Annotated in this window: 13 protein-coding genes and 6 tRNA genes; 2 read left to right on the forward strand and 17 right to left on the reverse strand. The window is 37.3% G+C overall.

Annotated elements, in window-relative coordinates:
- Positions 1-54: 54 nt before the first annotated feature.
- Entirely contained in the window at positions 55-237 is a 183-nt protein-coding gene (locus QVA17_RS06570; protein ID WP_027431428.1) for a hypothetical protein, read from the forward strand.
- Between the two features lie 85 nt (positions 238-322).
- Here the strand turns inward: QVA17_RS06570 and QVA17_RS06575 are convergent, their stop codons facing one another.
- Together QVA17_RS06575 and QVA17_RS06580 are read right to left on the reverse strand one after the other, a co-directional pair.
- Positions 323-2,338, reverse strand: a complete 2,016-nt coding sequence (locus tag QVA17_RS06575; protein ID WP_287387194.1) for a hypothetical protein — start codon at positions 2,336-2,338, stop codon at positions 323-325.
- A gap of 35 nt (positions 2,339-2,373) precedes the next feature.
- On the reverse strand, positions 2,374-4,497 hold the full coding sequence (locus tag QVA17_RS06580; protein WP_287387196.1) for an efflux RND transporter permease subunit: 2,124 nt from the start codon (positions 4,495-4,497) through the stop codon (positions 2,374-2,376).
- Between the two features lie 286 nt (positions 4,498-4,783).
- Between QVA17_RS06580 and QVA17_RS06585 the strand changes: the two genes are divergently transcribed.
- Complete coding sequence (locus tag QVA17_RS06585) at positions 4,784-5,407, forward strand: TetR/AcrR family transcriptional regulator (RefSeq protein ID WP_334299481.1); 624 nt, start codon at positions 4,784-4,786, stop codon at positions 5,405-5,407.
- A gap of 164 nt (positions 5,408-5,571) precedes the next feature.
- Here QVA17_RS06585 and QVA17_RS06590 read toward each other — a convergent pair whose 3' ends face one another.
- The 15 genes from QVA17_RS06590 to QVA17_RS06660 form a co-directional block, all read right to left on the reverse strand.
- Complete coding sequence (locus QVA17_RS06590; RefSeq protein WP_287387201.1) at positions 5,572-7,593, reverse strand: pectate lyase family protein; 2,022 nt, start codon at positions 7,591-7,593, stop codon at positions 5,572-5,574.
- A gap of 251 nt (positions 7,594-7,844) precedes the next feature.
- The gene (rsmI, locus tag QVA17_RS06595) at positions 7,845-8,798 is read right to left on the reverse strand and encodes a 16S rRNA (cytidine(1402)-2'-O)-methyltransferase (RefSeq protein WP_287387203.1); all 954 of its coding nucleotides are present in this window, start codon (positions 8,796-8,798) and stop codon (positions 7,845-7,847) included.
- A 25-nt stretch (positions 8,799-8,823) separates the two neighbouring features.
- Positions 8,824-9,612, reverse strand: a complete 789-nt coding sequence (locus tag QVA17_RS06600) for a tRNA1(Val) (adenine(37)-N6)-methyltransferase (protein ID WP_334299482.1) — start codon at positions 9,610-9,612, stop codon at positions 8,824-8,826.
- Positions 9,613-9,685: 73 nt separating this feature from the next.
- On the reverse strand, positions 9,686-10,597 hold the full coding sequence (locus QVA17_RS06605) for a PSP1 domain-containing protein (RefSeq protein WP_027431421.1): 912 nt from the start codon (positions 10,595-10,597) through the stop codon (positions 9,686-9,688).
- A gap of 44 nt (positions 10,598-10,641) precedes the next feature.
- Positions 10,642-11,634, reverse strand: a complete 993-nt coding sequence (locus QVA17_RS06610; RefSeq protein WP_103953328.1) for a DNA polymerase III subunit — start codon at positions 11,632-11,634, stop codon at positions 10,642-10,644.
- Between the two features lie 43 nt (positions 11,635-11,677).
- Positions 11,678-12,118 (reverse strand): YaaR family protein, encoded by a 441-nt coding sequence (locus QVA17_RS06615; protein WP_027431419.1) that lies wholly within the window; start codon positions 12,116-12,118, stop codon positions 11,678-11,680.
- 105 nt (positions 12,119-12,223) lie between these two features.
- Positions 12,224-12,814: a guanylate kinase gene (locus QVA17_RS06620; protein ID WP_027431418.1), complete on the reverse strand. Its 591-nt coding sequence runs from the start codon at positions 12,812-12,814 to the stop codon at positions 12,224-12,226.
- A 109-nt stretch (positions 12,815-12,923) separates the two neighbouring features.
- Positions 12,924-14,504, reverse strand: a complete 1,581-nt coding sequence (locus QVA17_RS06625) for an aminotransferase class I/II-fold pyridoxal phosphate-dependent enzyme (RefSeq protein WP_287387206.1) — start codon at positions 14,502-14,504, stop codon at positions 12,924-12,926.
- Positions 14,505-14,695: 191 nt separating this feature from the next.
- Complete coding sequence (locus QVA17_RS06630; RefSeq protein WP_287387209.1) at positions 14,696-15,766, reverse strand: L,D-transpeptidase family protein; 1,071 nt, start codon at positions 15,764-15,766, stop codon at positions 14,696-14,698.
- 206 nt (positions 15,767-15,972) lie between these two features.
- Positions 15,973-16,045: transfer RNA gene (locus QVA17_RS06635), tRNA-Phe, on the reverse strand.
- Positions 16,046-16,049: 4 nt separating this feature from the next.
- Positions 16,050-16,123, reverse strand: a tRNA-Met gene (locus tag QVA17_RS06640).
- Between the two features lie 47 nt (positions 16,124-16,170).
- Positions 16,171-16,252 (reverse strand) — tRNA-Tyr (locus QVA17_RS06645).
- A gap of 34 nt (positions 16,253-16,286) precedes the next feature.
- Positions 16,287-16,358, reverse strand: a tRNA-Thr gene (locus QVA17_RS06650).
- Between the two features lie 10 nt (positions 16,359-16,368).
- A tRNA-Val gene (locus QVA17_RS06655) sits at positions 16,369-16,441 on the reverse strand.
- 36 nt (positions 16,442-16,477) lie between these two features.
- Positions 16,478-16,551: transfer RNA gene (locus tag QVA17_RS06660), tRNA-Asp, on the reverse strand.
- Between the last annotated feature and the right edge of the window lie 196 nt (positions 16,552-16,747).

A 16,747-nucleotide genomic window follows, 5' to 3' on the forward strand; every position in this document is an offset into this window, starting at 1 on the left:
ATTTCTTTTTAACGGGAGTAGAATTTAAATTTACCTTGCGAAAGGAGATTGGCAATGGCAGATGATAAGAATTTAATTGATCTTAATGAATTAGGGGATCTTTTTGCACAGCTTGATGCGATTGAGGATGTACCTGAGGAATTAACACCAGAGGAGATTGCTTCACAGCGTCGTTATGAAGAAATCATTAAGAAACACAAGGGCGACAATAAAGAAATAGCAGAGAATAATAAGTAATTTAAAGGGACCTTTTAAGGTCCCTTTTTTATTGCCTTTGAAAATGTATCTCTGCCTCAACTTATAAATACTTAAAAAGTGCTAATTATTTAATTTCTGCTGTCTTATAGATGAATGTTACTGTTGAGTCGTAATTTCCAGTGCTGCCTGTGAATGATGTGTAGTTATTACCAAGCTTTACAACTTCCTTAATTGTATCAAGAGTTGTTGTTGCATCATCTCCTAAGAGGCTTGTAATCTGTGAAATTCCTTCTTCATTAAATTCAGCCATGCCATCCTTTAATGTAATAGCACCTGTGTTTAACTTAGAAACACCTGATGAAAGTGTGGCTGCTGCGTTATTTAATGTCTCTGTACCATCTGCAAGTGCTGCGGCTCCTGATGTTAAGCTTGAATTGTTAGCTGCAAGTGTTGAAGCACCAGCTGCAAGTACTGATGTACCTTCCTGCTGTAACTTTGTAGCACCTACATTTAAGGCATAAAGGCTTGAGCATAATGTGCCTTCCTGATATGTGCTAAATGAACCAACTGCACTTGTAAGTGCTGCTACGCCTGTATCAAGGCCAGCGTCCTTAAGCTGTGTATATGAAGCATACATTGTCTTATAAGCTGCTGCGTACTGGTTTAACTTAACGATGTCAGAAATAATTGTCTGCTGCTGTGTTGTATCAACAGTTAAACCTGCTGATGAGTAAGCTGCATATAATTCACATAAACCTGCTGTCATGTAAACGGATGTGTTAGCTGTTTCACTATTAATTACTGAATCAATATTAGCGTCTTCTGTAATACCCTTGGCTTTAAGTGCAGATTCAACTGCTGTCTTTACATGAGATCCTGTTGCTGCATCCTGTTCTGCTGTCATTGAATTTGCTGCTAATGCCTTCTGGTAGTTAGCTGAGTAAACAAGGCTGTAAGCTGATGAATATGTTGATTCATAAAGTGACTTATATGAACTCATTCCATTTGTTAATGTATTAAATAGACCTGAGCTTCCGTTAATACCTTCGTTTAGGGCTGCAATCTTTGTATCAAATCCATTAGCCTTTAAAGTTTCATAAAGTGTATTAAGGCTTGTTGATAATGTCTGCATGTTAGAATCAAGAGCTGCTGCCCCGTCATTTAAGCTTGCTACGCCTGCTGCATAAGCAGATACACCTGAGCTAAGAGTTGCTGCACCATCATTAAGTGCTGCCACACCTGAAACTAAGTCAGGAATGTTATCCTCTAACTGCTGTGTACCTTCCTGTAACTGAACTGTACCAGCCTCTAACTGGTCAGCTGCTGACTGAAGTTCGTTAACCTTTGCCTGTAAGTCTTCTACTGATAAGTCATCTAGGTCCATATCAGATAGTAAGTTTGAAGATACTACTGAAAGTGACATATCAAGTGAGAAGTCTGTTACATCTGCTGAAATCTCGAAGTAATTTGGTAAGTCAAAATTTACCTCTTCACTATCAAACTTTAAGTTTAAAGAATCAGCAAGTCCTGGGAAGGCAACACCTAGGGCAACTACATCTGAACCAACCTGTGATAACTTTCCGTTTGTAACCTCGATGTTAGTAAACTTTTCGTTATCAAGCATAAGTCCTGTTGCTACTGTAAATGGAACATAAGCTGTTTTTGTCTCGCCATTTACTGTAATTGTTTCTTCTTCATTATTTACATAGTCAAATCTAATCTTTACTTCACCTGACTTACCTGCAAGATCTTCTGGTGAAATCTCTTTTCCATTGAGATAGTATGTTACGTTGATTGTAACAGGTGCGGCCTTGTCTACATTTTCATTAGTAGAACTTGTATCACCATTGTTATCTGTAACCTTAGTGTTTACAGTTACGTGGTCTTGCACACCACTTGCATCATCAAATACGTAAACTGTCTGATTTCTTGTATTCTTAGCAAGTGTCTGTGCTGTATTTATTGATAATTCGTCATTCATTGTGGATGTAATTATGTTCTCTGTATTAGAAGCAGCGTCTTCATTTACTGCGCTAACACTGGCACTATCACTATTTGACTGGCAAGCTGTAAGATTTAGGGCAAGCATTGATGCTGTTAAAACTACGGCTCCAGCTTTTCTTAAACTAGTTCTAATCATTTTAATCGCTCTCCTTTATATTTTCTCCTCGCACTTTATTGATGTGCAAATTTATCTTCTTCACTTAAATTAGAATACTTTCTCTTCTTTGGCTTAAAGCCGATACTTGTATGAATTATTAGCTTATCAAATACCATGAATAATGATGGTACGACTAAAATTACAACAACCATACTAATGATTGCGCCTCTTGCCATTAAGATACAAAGGGATGCGATCATGTCTACATTTGCATACATACCAACACCAAATGTGGCTGCAAAGAAGCCGAGGGCTGATACTACGATTGAAGGGATTGAAGTAGCAAGGGCTATCTCAACGGATTCCTTCTTTGAAAGGCCTGAGGCACGTTCTCTCTTATATCTTGTTGTCATAAGAATTGCGTAATCTACTGTGGCGCCAAGCTGAATTGTTCCAATTACTACTGATGCAATAAATGGAATTGATGTGCCTGTAAAGTATGGGATACCCATGTTTACAAAGATGGCAAATTCAATGGCTGCAACTAGTAAGATTGGTAATGAGATTGACTTTAGTACGAAGAAAATGATTACGAAAATCGCTGCGATAGAAACAAAACTTACAGTCTTGAAATCCTTATCAGTGATTGTAATTAAGTCCTTAGTACATGGAGCTTCACCGATTACCATTGCTTGATTGTCATACTTTTTAGTAATTGCTGATACTTCATCAATCTGGTTATTGATTTCATCAGAAGCAATTGCGTATTCTGAGGAAACCAGCATCAACTGATAATCTCCGCTCTTTAATTCAGATACGAGGGATTCTGGTAAGAAATCCTCTGGGATACCTGTTTCTGTTATTGTTGGGAGTCCTAATGCAAATGAAATGCCATCCACATTCTGAATCTCATCTAGCATATTTTGTCCATCCTCTGTAGATAAATCGCTATCTGCAAGGATCATATAAATCGAATTTAAATCCTTAAAGCTTTCAGCAAGCTTTGTATTAGCCTGTGAGCAATCAAGGTCTTTTGGTAAGGTACCAGCTAAATCGTAATAAACTTCTGTGTTGTTATAACCATAAATTGCAGGAACTAGAAGTATTACAAAGGCTATTAGGAATACCCATGAGTGATTAACAACCCAGTGAGCAAACTTTGAAAAGTCTGGCATGATTTCTCTATGCATAGTCTTTTCAAGGGCTCTATCAAAGGTTAATACAAGGGCTGGTAGAATTGTTACACATCCTATTACACCAAATACAACACCCTTTGCCATTACCACACCTAAATCAAGACCAAGTGTAAAGCTCATAAAGCAAAGTGCGATAAAGCCGGCAACTGTTGTAATTGAAGAACCAACTACTGATGTCAATGTATTTCCAATGGCAACTGCCATTGCCTTTTCCTTATTTCCTGGATACTCAGCTTTGTGTTCCTTGTAGCTGTGCCACAAGAAGATTGAGTAATCAAGGGTTACACCTAACTGCAATACTGCTGCCAAAGCCTTCGTAATATACGATGTCTCCCCTAAGAAATAGTTTGAACCTAAGTTATAGACGATTGCCATACCGATACTTATCATAAAGAGTACTGGTACAAGGAATGAATCCATAAATAATGCAAGTACGATACAAACTAAAACTACTGCAAGTAAAACATAAATTGGTGTTTCTTTTTCTGATAGGTTCTTAGTATCTGTAACTACTGCTGACATACCAGCTACATAACACTGCTTGTCTGTAACCTTTCTTATCTGCTGTATAGCATTCATTGTGTCATCACTTGATGTTGTGTCATCAAAGAATACTGCAAATAATGTTGAGTTTGTATCTGCATTTACAAACTTAGAACTTATCTCCTCAGGTAAGAGTTCTGCTGGAATATCTGTTCCAACGATGCCTGAATAAGAAATAACTTTCGCTACGTGGTCTACATTTTCAACCTTATTAACTAGCTTAGACACGTTATCTTGATTCATGTCTTCCACTACGATTAATGCGTAGGCGCCCTTTCCAAAATCATTCAATAAGATATCTTGGCCTTCCATAGTCTCGATATTATCAGGTAAATAGTACAAGATATCGTAATTAACTCGTGTGCCAAAATATCCGAGAACTGCTGGAATTAAGAGCAAGACACTTATTATAAGGATTGGAATCCTTAACTTAACCACAGCTCTTCCGAACTTCTCCATAATTAACCTCCATTCATTAAATGACGTATTAAATTCTTTCGTTTTATAAAATTGACCGTTAGTCATTTTTGATTTCATAGCCATTATATCACTACTATTTTTTCTGTCAACAAAAAATGACCACTAGTCACTTTTTTTATAGATTTTTTATTTTTTATATGCTAAGATACACATACAAGGATGGAAAATGTGCTAAGATATTACAGTTGTTTGATTACAGGTGTGATTAGCGCCATATCAAAGCTTGTGACGCCGCAGGCGCCAACTTTAGAAATTCAGATAAGGGGTGAATGTTTTGGGAAAACTAGAAAATAACAAAATTAATAAACAACGTTCTTTGCTAAACTCAGCTTTTGAGCTTTTTACAACAAAGGGTGTTTCTAAAACATCCATTGCTGAAATCTCTTCAAAGGCCGGCATGGCAAAGGGTACTTTTTATCTTTATTTTAAGGATAAATTTGATATAAGAAATCGACTTATCTCTCACGAATCAAGTCTTCTTTTCTCATCTGCTGTTGCAGCTCTTGATAAGGAACTTGAAAAGAGAAGTCTTAACTTTACGGAGAAGATCATTTTCCTAATAGATAACATTATTAATGCTCTTGATAGCAATCAGACTTTGCTTAATTTCATTTCAAAGAATCTTAGTTGGGGAATTTTTAAGGAGGCCTTAACTACTAATGTTGCGGACAACGACATTAACTTCCTTGATGTCTACCACCAGATGATTAACGACGATGAGGTTAATTTAAGAGAGCCAGAGATTATGCTTTTCTTGATTGTGGAGCTTATTAGTTCTACATGCTATAGTGCCATTCTTTATAAGGAGCCAGCAGACATTGAAACTGCCAAGCCTTTTATCTACGCTACGGTTAGGAATATTATTAAAGAACATACACTAACAGAATAGTTTATAATAATTAATATTAATGCAATAGCTGCTACTCTTCTAAATCTTTTCTTAAGCATAAAAACCTCAGGCAAAACTGCCTGAGGTCTATGTAGCTATTATTATTTCTTATCCTTATATTCTTTTAACACCCGATTTTATATAGTCATTAGTTTCCATTATATTTAGTCAATTGCATAACGTATTGTTGACTTTTGTACACCTGTATTTGATGAAGATGCTGCCCAACTCTTTGCATCATTTGCAGATCTTGTTGCATATGAGTAGCATGAGTTTGGTCTCCATGAAGTTGTCTTAGTCTTTAAGTTACTAACAGATGATGACAATACTGAACCATAGTCTGTAAAGTTACCAACACCATGATCGTCTACAACTGCTCCTGCAGCATTACCCTTTGAGAAATAGTTCTTCTCCGAATAAATATTAGCACCTGTGTATGGTGTATAACCTAGGTTAAAATTCACTACATAATTGTTGTATGAATGATAATAACCATATCGCATAAGTCCTGGTGCTCTTGTTAATACGCCATCGAAGTAATTATTACAAATTGTCATCTGTGGGTATCCAGAATATGTTCCAATTCCATCTTCCCCTGGATAACCAAGGATTAAACCATACTTGTGATTCTTAAATACATTTCCTGAAACAGTCACATAATCAGCCTTAAGACCAACATAAACGAACTTATCTACATCAGTTGAAGCGATTGAATGGCCTGGGAATGTACAGTGATCAAGCCAGAATTTTTGTCCGTCGCTGATGTAAATCTGAATGTCGTCATTTCCATTAATTGCCGCATCATGACTAATTGTAAGGTTCTTGAAAATGACATTTCCAGAGTTAGATATACATCTAAAGTGGATGTTGTGCAATGTATTTGCATTAAATGAACCAATAATAGTCTTGTTGCTACCTACGTTAATCTTTGTTAAGCTGTTTGCTCTGATGTTGCCATTTACAACGATTGTGTATGGTGTTGAACCCTGACAGTACTTTGAAAGGTCTGATACATTTGAAACATATACTGTCTTACCAAGTGCGCCACCAAGTACAGATCCTGTCTGCTTTCCATCAACACTCTTACACTGTCCTGCAAATCCTTCTACACCATAAGTATTAAGGTAGAACTTATGTGTTGAATTACCTGCATATGAGCCAAGTACGAAGTTTGAACCTGATTTCTGTAAGCAAAGGTTTGAGTTAGCGCAGTTTACAATCTTGTATTCGTAAGCCTTGCCAAGTGAATCATTTTTCACTGCCTGAATTAACCAATACTGTGCTGTTGCGCCTGTCTTGCCTGTTGCTACTATCTTAGCTCCACTTGTGGCATTATTGCCATTTGGTGCAAGTACATAGCCTGTTGCTGCATTTACAATCATGTACTTGTTGCTGCCGTTGTTAACTAAAACCCACTGATTGTATGATGAGGAATTAGTTGAGGCTGTTACTGAACCTGTGCTAGATGGAGCAGTTACAAGTGAGCTGCCGTTTGTGTTAACTAGCTGGATTCTTTGCTGGCAATATGTTGAGTCAACTGCTGCCGGTGTGTTTGATGTTGATGAGCCTGATCCAGAGCTTGAACCTGAGCCTGAGCCTGAGCTTGAGCCTGAACCTGATGATGGCCACTGTGCCTCTTCAAAATACCAAATCTGATTAGAAGCTCCTCTATTAGTGTACTCGATAACATTAGCGCCACTTGCTGTACTTGCACCTGTTACATCGAGACAACTCTTTCCCCCTGTAACTTCTGTTGTAATAGCATAACCATCACCTGATTTAGTAATGTAGAAGTTCTGTGCTGTCGCTCCATTATTTGAGCAAATCTGGATATTAGTTTTATTGTCTGTGCGTCCATAATAAACATCTAATGAAACCCCACCAGTCATATCTGTTGCAGGATGTAATCTATATGTTCCATTTGAATTTTGCTCTAAAATCCATCTCTGTCCTAGACTTCCTGTTCCCTTTGACTGAATTACATTTGCTCCACTAGCAGAAGAATCTCCTGCAACTGTTAAATACATCTGGCTATTCTTATTTTTAATATAATAAATATTTCCAGCTTTCGGGGCCACTGCGGCTGCCTCTACTTTTTTTGCTGGCTGAATAGCTAGTGCTGTAATCGCTGTCATAATTACTGTAAGTAAAATGACTGCGACCTGTTTAAATCTTTTCTTAAGCATAAATACCTCCCAATCGGATAATCGTCTCAAGCAATATAAATTTAGTCTCAAATTTACAATTATTCGTCTAAACTTAGAAAAATTTTAATAGCTACATTTTTTAATGTATCTTAAATAATACTTTTAGTCAAGCACTTTAAACAATTAATATTATCTATATTGCTAGTACTTTGATTATATTGCACAAAAAATACTCCCATATATATGGGAGTATCTATACATATATTAATGAAAATGTATCGTATAATATATTAATCGCATTCTAGCTCGTTATAAATATCACGCTTTGAAACGCCTCTATCCTTAGCTGCTGCCTTCATGGCCTCCTTCTTATCAAGGCCCTGGTTTATATACATGTCAACATGTTCTCTAACGGTCATTTCTTCCCATGCGGCCTGCTTTTCCTTCTTTAACTCTTCCCTTGATTTTCCTGCAATTACAAGAACATACTCTCCTCTTGGATCGTTATTCTCATAGTACTCACATGCGCTATCAAGGCTAAATTCCATGGAATTCTCGTATCTTTTTGTAAGCTCCTTACAAATTGTAAGAGCTCTATCTCCACCAAGCACATTTCTTAGCTCTGCTAAAGTCTTCTTTAAATGGTGTGGCGCCTCGTAAATTATCATAGTTCTTGTTTCATTTACAAGTTCCTCTAAGACTTCTTTTCTTTCCTTTTTGTCTGCTGGTAAAAATGCTTCAAAGGCGAAACGTCTTGTTGCCTGACCGGACATTGTTAGCGCTGTAATACAAGCTGCTGCCCCAGGTACTGAAGATACTTTAATACCTGCTGCCCTTGCCTGCTTACAAAGCTCCTCTCCTGGATCTGAAATTCCTGGAGTACCTGCATCGGTAATGCAAGCAACACTAAGTCCTTGTAACATTTTGTTAACTAGGACCTTTGCCTTGTCGTACTTATTAAATTCGTGGTAGGCAGTCATTGGTGTCTTAATCTCAAAGTGATTTAGTAGCTTAATGGAGTTTCTTGTATCCTCCGCCGCAATAATGTCCACTTCCTTTAGGATTCGCAAAACCCTATAGGTAATGTCTTCGAGATTGCCAATTGGTGTGGCGCACAAATATAGCTCGCCCTTGCCATCGCGCTTCCCGTCTAGCTTTTCTATATCAAAATCAATATCTTGATTATCTATATCTTGATTTATTTCCATTTTGTTATCCTTATCTATATCTTGATTTGCTTTCATTTTTAAAACCTCTAAATCGTAAACTCTAATTCTTATTGTTATAAATCTCTAAAATCTCATCGGTATAAACTCCCGACTGTCCATCAACTCTCTTATAGACAATCAGCGGTTTTTCCACAATCATGTAAGAATTAGCACCCTTTATCCCCTCAATTAGTACCATATTGGCCTCTTTATCAACATATGGATGCACCATTCTTATACGCTTTGGCTCAATATGGGCTCTACGCATGGCAGCTATGATATCTATTAGTCTGTCGGGTCTGTGTACCATATATAGGTGCCCCTTTGACTTTAGGCATCTTGCGGCCGCCTGGCAAACATCATCTATGTCACAAAGAATCTCGTGCCTTGCAATGGCCTTTGTGGAATCTGGGTTAACTAGCCCTGAATTGGCCTTTTTGTAGGGTGGGTTCACGGTTACAACATTAAAGGAGGCCTCACCAAAAATCTTGGCAGCCTCCTTCAAATCACCTTTAATAATTTCTACTTTTGACTCTAAATTATTAATCGCAACATTTCTAGAAGCTAAATTTGCCGAAACCTCTTGGATTTCAAGGCCCTTATAACTTGTATCAGGGTTCTTGGCCTGCATAAGTATTGGAATTACCCCATTTCCCGAGCATAAATCAAGGACTTTATTGCCCTTTTGTGCCTTTGAAAATGTAGACAATAACACCGCGTCTATTCCAAAGCAGAAAATATCTGGCTTCTGGATTAGTTTCAAGCCATCTCTACACAAATCATCTAGTCTCTCATCAGCTTCTAACTGTATTGGTCCAGAAAGCGTCGTGTAAATTTCATTTAAACCCATATTCTCTTTATTACACATCACACTTTCCTCCACCATTTTTTATTGTCGATTTAGAAATACATTTTCATAAAAATTAGTCATCACTAATATGCGCATGACCTTCGCGTCTTTCAAGCTCCTCTAAAGCCTTTAATTCCTTATCATCGATCTGTTCGTTTCTATCACGTCTCCTTGTCTTAAATCTGATCTCTGATACTGGATACTCTCTAACTTCCTTCTCGTCGTTATCAAGTGTAACAATTACCTTAACTAACTGTCTAAGTACATTAACAGATGAAACCTCGCCGTGAAGTCTCTCTGGTGTTGTAACATGATCGCCAACTACAGGTAAATTGCTATTAAGCTCTTCATAAGTTTCCTGCTCATACTTTAAGCAGCACATAAGTCTGCCGCAAACACCGGAAATCTTAGTTGGATTAAGGGACAAATTCTGCTCCTTAGCCATCTTAATTGATACTGGAATGAATTCTGGCATATAAGTTGCGCAGCAAAGTGGTCTACCGCAAGCGCCAATACCGCCTAAAATCTTAGTTTCATCACGAACACCAATCTGTCTTAACTCGATTCTTGTTCTAAATACTGCAGCGAGGTCCTTAACTAACTCTCTAAAGTCGATACGACCATCTGCTGTGAAGTAGAATAAAACCTTGTTATTGTCAAATGTGTACTCAGCCTTAATAAGCTTCATTTCAAGCTTATGCTTTGCTATCTTCTCAAGACAGATGTTGAAAGCTTCCTTCTCTTTCTCTCTATTCTTGATTTCCTTTTCATCATCTTCTGGAGTAGCAATTCTAATGATTGCCTTAAGTGGCTGAACGACCTTCTCATCCTCCACTTCTCTTTCTCCTAAAACAACATTACCGTATTCCACGCCACGAGCTGTCTCAACGATTACATGCTGTCCTACTTCTACTTTGTACTTTCCTGGTGCGAAAAAATATATCTTTCCCACCTGTCTAAATCTAACTCCTACAACTTTCGTCATCTTATTTACCTATACATCTTTTAAAGATGTACCACCTTCCTCTTTTATAAATTTTCCTTTATTGCCATGATTAGCAGTTCCATTGTTAAATCGAAATTTACATTAGCCTGCAACCTTACTTTTACCTTATCTATTGAGTCTAAAATGTCTTGTAGACCCTCATAAGAAACTAGTTCTGCCTGATTCCTTATGCTAGAAATTTCATCGCTAAAAATAATCAAATTGGTATCGGCTGTACTCTTAAATATTAACACATCTCGGAACCAAACGTTAAGTAAATCTAGATAATCATCTATTACTAATTTAAATTCTCCAGCCTTCTTAACGCTATCCATTATTTCTACGGATGTCATGTCCTTCGCATTTTTAACCATACTAACCACCTGGTTCTTAAGCTGTGAAAATTCATCACTTTCGAGAATTGATATCGCTCTACCGATACAACCTCTCGCAAACTTTGCAGCGAATTTTCTCTCATAATCTCCACATGAAATATGGTCTTTTATGTAGTTTTCCACCAAGGAATCACTAAGTGGTTTTAAATCTAGAACTACACATCTAGAAAGAATTGTTTGTAAAAATATATCTGCATTCTTAGACAATAAAATTACGATACCATACGCTGGTGGTTCTTCTATTGTCTTAAGAAGAGCATTCTGAGCCTGAACTGTAAGCTTCTCAGCTTCATCAATTATGTAAATCTTATATCTACTACTATATGGTTTAATCTGAATATCTGCAACTAATTGATCTCTAATGTCATCAACACCGATGCTTCCTGGCTTCTCGTGTCTCACCCAGATTATATCCGGCTGATTATTAGACTCTGCCTGAACGCAAGAATGGCAGTGATTACATGGCTCCTTTCCACCTTCCTCGCACTGTAATGTCTTAGCAAAAATCTTAGCTAGCATCTTCTTACCAGCACCTAAATTGCCACTAAAAACATATGCGTGTGAAACCTTATCCATAACCACTGCATTTTGTAAGTGTTCTTTTATTGTGTCATATCCATAAATATCTGCAAATCCACTCATTTTTCACCTATTCTCTAACCTATCCATTAACTTGTCCATCAATCTATGTGGAAATATCAAGTAACAATCCCCTTATATCATCTATTTTACTGACAATAGCTAAGTGATCCTTCTCCTCTTTTACAAGTTCACCTGCTAAATCGTCAAGATTCTTATCCACAAGCTTTACAATGCCATAAACTCTATGTCTTCCTCGTCTATCAAGGAAATTTTCACGAGAAAATTTATGAGATCTATTAACAACCTCATTCATAAAGTCCTTAACTAGCTCTCTATATCTTTTCATATCTTTAATATCCATATGCTTAGAAATCTTCTCACCTTGATCTGTGATTTCCTGCATCATTGAGCCTAGCTTTTCCTGTAATTCCTTCTCCTCAATGTTACTTATAAGCGTAAACTTAAAGGAATCATCATGAGTCTCCGTTTTATTAACATTTTGGCTCGATGTAACCTGTTGTACATCACTAATTTTAATTTCCATACCCTACGCCTCCACACATCAAAGTAACACATTGACATTGTACCTAATGCTTGGAACAATCCAACTTACATTTTATAACACCTTTAGTTATCTTGCAAGCAAGCGCTAATTTGCTAAAATGTAGTCCTCTATGCGCTTTATGCAATCTTCAAGCTTAGTATTGTTTTGGAATCTCACCTCAATACCGGCTCTCTTTATATTTTCCTCATTAAAATCCTTAGCATCCGCTAAAAATCTTCGACACAATTCCTCGTAATTTGGCTTTTCCTGCTTCTTCTCTCGCTTAATGGCCCGAGTTAACCTAATATCATCATCTACTTCAATATATATCGGCAAAAGATGCTCTTTTCCATAGAATTCTAAGAATTTTTCATAAGCCTCAAGAGTGCCAATAATTATGTATCTGTCCTTCTTAGTTAAATCAATCTGTCCATCATCTGCAGTAAAATACTTCCACAAGCCATAAACAGTATCATAAGCTCTTAGCTCAATAACCTTTCCAGCCTTCTCAAATTCAAGGGCCTTTTCATCATCAACAAAATGATACTCTACCCCTTCTTTCTCTCCGACCCTCATAGGTCTTGTAGTATACATAGTTACTGTTTTAAATTTTCCCTTAAAATCTTCCACCAAGGTCTTATAAATCTTATCCTTACCGGAAGCACTTTTTCCCATAATAAATACTATTTCGTTCATCTTCACACACTTCCCCTTAGATTTTCTAGTTCTATATTTAGATGCTTAATCGTTTTTACATCTATGGTCCAACACCAATATTTACGATCTAACACTCATATTTACAGGCCTAATTGGCCTTTAAGACCTTTATTAAATCGTCATTTAATCCTATAACTTCTATATCTAACGCTATAGCTTTTTTAATAATTTGAACCTTATCTTCTGTAATCAACTCACCCGAATTAATCACAGGCATTCCCGGCGGATACAAAAGTACCGCATTGACGCTGACTCTATTAATAAGGCTCTCATCCTCTAGGCTTAACATATCAAAGCCCTCTAAATCTGCCTTTTCAACCGCCTCGTGGGCCTCCATGACCTTCTTATATCCCGCAAGATTAGCAAATAATTCCTTCTTTGCCTTTCTTGCAGCTTGCTCTGTTGATTCTCTCTGTTCTACCGAGTCTCTCTGGTCTACCGAGTCTCTCTGATCCACCGATTCTCTCTGGTCTACCGAGTCTGTCTGTTCTACCGAGTCTTTATAACCCGTCTGGTCCTGATTCTCTTGGATTTCCCTCTCATCTATTTCCTTATCGAGGCTTTCTAGCGCCCCTATAAAACAATCATAATACTCTTTTTTATCTCCCACAGCTGTCATAGCAATGGCATAATCAAAGGAGGCCATTTCTAGCTGAATGTGGAAATCCTCTAGTAACCTATCAAAAATCCACTTTCCAAAATTATCTATCTTATCTTTAGCTTTCTCACTGGCCACTAGAACCACCTTCGAAATGTCGTCTACCTCGGCTAGAGATATATTTTCTAAGGCCATAATCTTGCCTCTAAGCTCTTTTAAATTAGCGACGTATTCTTTATAGGCCTCTGCTCCATCAAGCTCTACAAAGCTTAAAGCCCTGTCGATTCCAGCCATTAACAAATAGGACGGAGAGGTGCTTTGATAGATATTCCAGTACCTTTTCACCCTATCATAATTTATTAAATCTGAATTTAAGTGTAATAAAGCCGTCTGTGTAGGAGCTGGCAAAGTCTTGTGAATACTGTTAATCACAACGTCCGCCCCATGACTTATAGCGCTTTCTGGAAATTCCTTATGAAAATTAAAATGCGCCCCGTGAGCTTCATCCACAATCAGTATGATTCCTTTATCATGTAAATATTTCGCAATCCCGCGAATATCTGATGTTCTACCTTCATACGTCGGACTTGTAATCACAACTGCCCTATAACTATTATTTTCCACCTTATCTTTGATTTCATCCAAACTTATCCCCAAAAACATTCCTGTTTCTTCATCTATTTGTGGACTAATGTAATCGGCCTTAAGCTCATTTAGGTATAAGGCGTTATAAACTGAGACATGACAATTCCTTGCCACTAAAATGCTATCTCCCTTGTGGCATACGCCGCTTATAGCCGCCAAAATACCTGCAGTGCTACCATTAACAAGTAAAAGACTTAAATCCGCCTTATAAAGCCTCTGAGCCTTCTTCTGCATGTCTAAAATAATGCCACTAGCATCATGCATATTATCGAAGCCATCAATTTCCGTAATATCTAGTTTGCTTAGGGCTTTAGATTCATTTTCATAAAAAATGTCGTTTCTTTTGGCACCTGGCATATGCATAGGAACGTAGTCACTGTCTGTATATTCAATTAGCTTATCCAATAAATCATTGTATTTGCTCATTAATTCTCTCGCTTTTACTATTATTATTTATCTTATTATTTATCTCTTTATTTATCTTTTTATTTATCTTCTTATTCAGCTTTTTCTGTCGTATTATTTCCTAACTTTACTAGTACTGTTCTTCTAATTCTATTTTAAAAAAAGCTGCATTATTTCTCAACAATGCAGCCACTTTTTATTAAAATTTATTCTTATTCAACTATTAAATTAACTGTTGCTTCAGCTGTTCTTCCAAGGGCATCTCTAACCTTGTAAGTAATAGCATATGTACCAGCCTGATCGTATGTGTAAGTACCTACTAAGTAAATATCGCTTGTAGCATCGTTACCACATGTATCTGTAGCTGTTACGCCATCTAATAAATTAACTGACTGACCAACTGTTGTTGTAATATCCTTAGCACCTGTAATTGCAGGAGCGAAGTTGTTCCAAGGATTATCTGTGCTTGGATCTGTTGGATCCCAACCAGCATATTCACTATCTTCTGGAACCTTAATTGTATCTGGCTTACCAAGTGGTCCTGGGTTTGTAGCGTCATCATAAATTGTTACACCTGTACCTGATGGACAGTTATCATAAATCCACTTACAATCTCTAACACATAATCTTACGCAACCAAGTGAAGCATAGTCACCAAGCATATTGTACTGACCTTCTTCTAAGCTAGAAGATGATGTTGAAAGATAAGGAATTGAGTGGAATAAGATTCCGCTTGTACCTGCGATTCTTGTAGCATACATACCGTATGTTCCATCAACCATTAATCTCCATTCATACTTATCTGAAGTCTTATAATTTTCAACTAGTGGTGTTTCGTGACCTTCACGTCCACATGAACTTGCAAATGCAATTACTGGAATTGTATATTCGCCGTTAGTATCTATACCGTAAACTGTTACACAGTTTGCTGCTCTATTAACCTTAATGAAGTAAGGATTTGATGAACCAAGTGTTGTTGCATTAGTAGTAACCTGAGCCATTAATGCTGCTGTCTCTTCTTCTGTTGTTGTTTCTGGTTCTTCCTCAGTGATCCAATCTACTTCTGAACTTGTTTCTTCTGCAGTTGTACTTTCCTTAACTGTTGCCTGATTATCATTATTGTCTTTCTTATTACTATTCTTTCCTATAACAACACCTACAACTACTGCAGCTGCAATTAATAAAACTGCAACCACTGCAATAATTACAGTAGGTAAATTTCTTCTAAACCATGATTGTCTTCTTCTTAAATACTTATAGTTGATATTGCTTTTTTTACTCATAATATCCTCCATGTAAAATTCTAAACGCAACTACTATATTGTAGCTTATTATCATATATTATACAAGTTTATTTAGTTATTCATATAGCCCAATACTAGCAGTATTACTGCATTTCTTGTACTATGATATGATTTTTACTTCAGTATTATAATTAAATCTTGATTAAACAAAAAAACCACTTCCAATTTAGGAAGTGGTAATTAAGTGCCTAGAACCGGAATCGAACCAGTGACACGAGGATTTTCAGTCCTCTGCTCTACCGACTGAGCTATCTAGGCTTAGTAGCGGGGGCAGGATTTGAACCTGCGACCTTCGGGTTATGAGCCCGACGAGCTTCCGAGCTGCTCTACCCCGCGGCATTCGCTAAATAAATTGTTTAAAAAGATAATCTTTAGATTATCAATGGGCGGAGAAGGATTCGAACCTTCGAAGGCAGTGCCAGCAGATTTACAGTCTGTCCCCTTTGGCCACTCGGGAATCCACCCATAATATTAACTAACTCTATATTAGTTAATATAGAGCCGACAGTCGGAGTCGAACCAACAACCTGCTGATTACAAATCAGCTGCTCTGCCATTGAGCCATGTCGGCGTAAAAAGTATGGGGCCTACAGGGCTCGAACCTGTGACCCTCTGCTTGTAAGGCAGATGCTCTCCCAGCTGAGCTAAGACCCCATAGTTAATAAGCGAAATACAATATTTAATTGTAAACGACCCGGATGGGGTTCGAACCCACGACCTCCGCCGTGACAGGGCGGCGCTCTAACCAGCTGAGCCACCAGGCCAAAATCATTACTTGCCTATTATATATTAATTTAAGACAAATGACAACTATTTTTTGAAAGAATTATTCTTTCAAAACTGCACATTAAATATATTCATCCGTTTGATTATCCTTAAAGAATAACCCTCGTTTTGTTCAGTGATTTCTCACTCTCTATCCAAACCTTAACCTTACTTGGTTAAGCCCTCGACCTATTA

Origin of the sequence: Lachnospira sp. (genome assembly GCF_016290755.1) — a bacterium.
Lineage (GTDB): Bacteria > Bacillota > Clostridia > Lachnospirales > Lachnospiraceae > Lachnospira > Lachnospira multipara.

Coding starts and splice junctions, on each gene's coding strand:
- QVA17_RS06630 (WP_287387209.1), bottom strand. CDS start 15,766: ATGAGTAAAAAAAGCAATATCAACTATAAGTATTTAAGAAGAAGACAA.
- QVA17_RS06605 (WP_027431421.1), bottom strand. CDS start 10,597: ATGACGAAAGTTGTAGGAGTTAGATTTAGACAGGTGGGAAAGATATAT.
- QVA17_RS06580 (WP_287387196.1), bottom strand. CDS start 4,497: ATGGAGAAGTTCGGAAGAGCTGTGGTTAAGTTAAGGATTCCAATCCTT.
- QVA17_RS06610 (WP_103953328.1), bottom strand. CDS start 11,634: ATGAGTGGATTTGCAGATATTTATGGATATGACACAATAAAAGAACAC.
- QVA17_RS06620 (WP_027431418.1), bottom strand. CDS start 12,814: ATGAACGAAATAGTATTTATTATGGGAAAAAGTGCTTCCGGTAAGGAT.
- QVA17_RS06570 (WP_027431428.1), top strand. CDS start 55: ATGGCAGATGATAAGAATTTAATTGATCTTAATGAATTAGGGGATCTT.
- QVA17_RS06600 (WP_334299482.1), bottom strand. CDS start 9,612: ATGGGTTTAAATGAAATTTACACGACGCTTTCTGGACCAATACAGTTA.
- QVA17_RS06615 (WP_027431419.1), bottom strand. CDS start 12,118: ATGGAAATTAAAATTAGTGATGTACAACAGGTTACATCGAGCCAAAAT.
- QVA17_RS06575 (WP_287387194.1), bottom strand. CDS start 2,338: ATGATTAGAACTAGTTTAAGAAAAGCTGGAGCCGTAGTTTTAACAGCA.
- rsmI (WP_287387203.1), bottom strand. CDS start 8,798: ATGAAAGCAAATCAAGATATAGATAAGGATAACAAAATGGAAATAAAT.
- QVA17_RS06590 (WP_287387201.1), bottom strand. CDS start 7,593: ATGCTTAAGAAAAGATTTAAACAGGTCGCAGTCATTTTACTTACAGTA.
- QVA17_RS06625 (WP_287387206.1), bottom strand. CDS start 14,504: ATGAGCAAATACAATGATTTATTGGATAAGCTAATTGAATATACAGAC.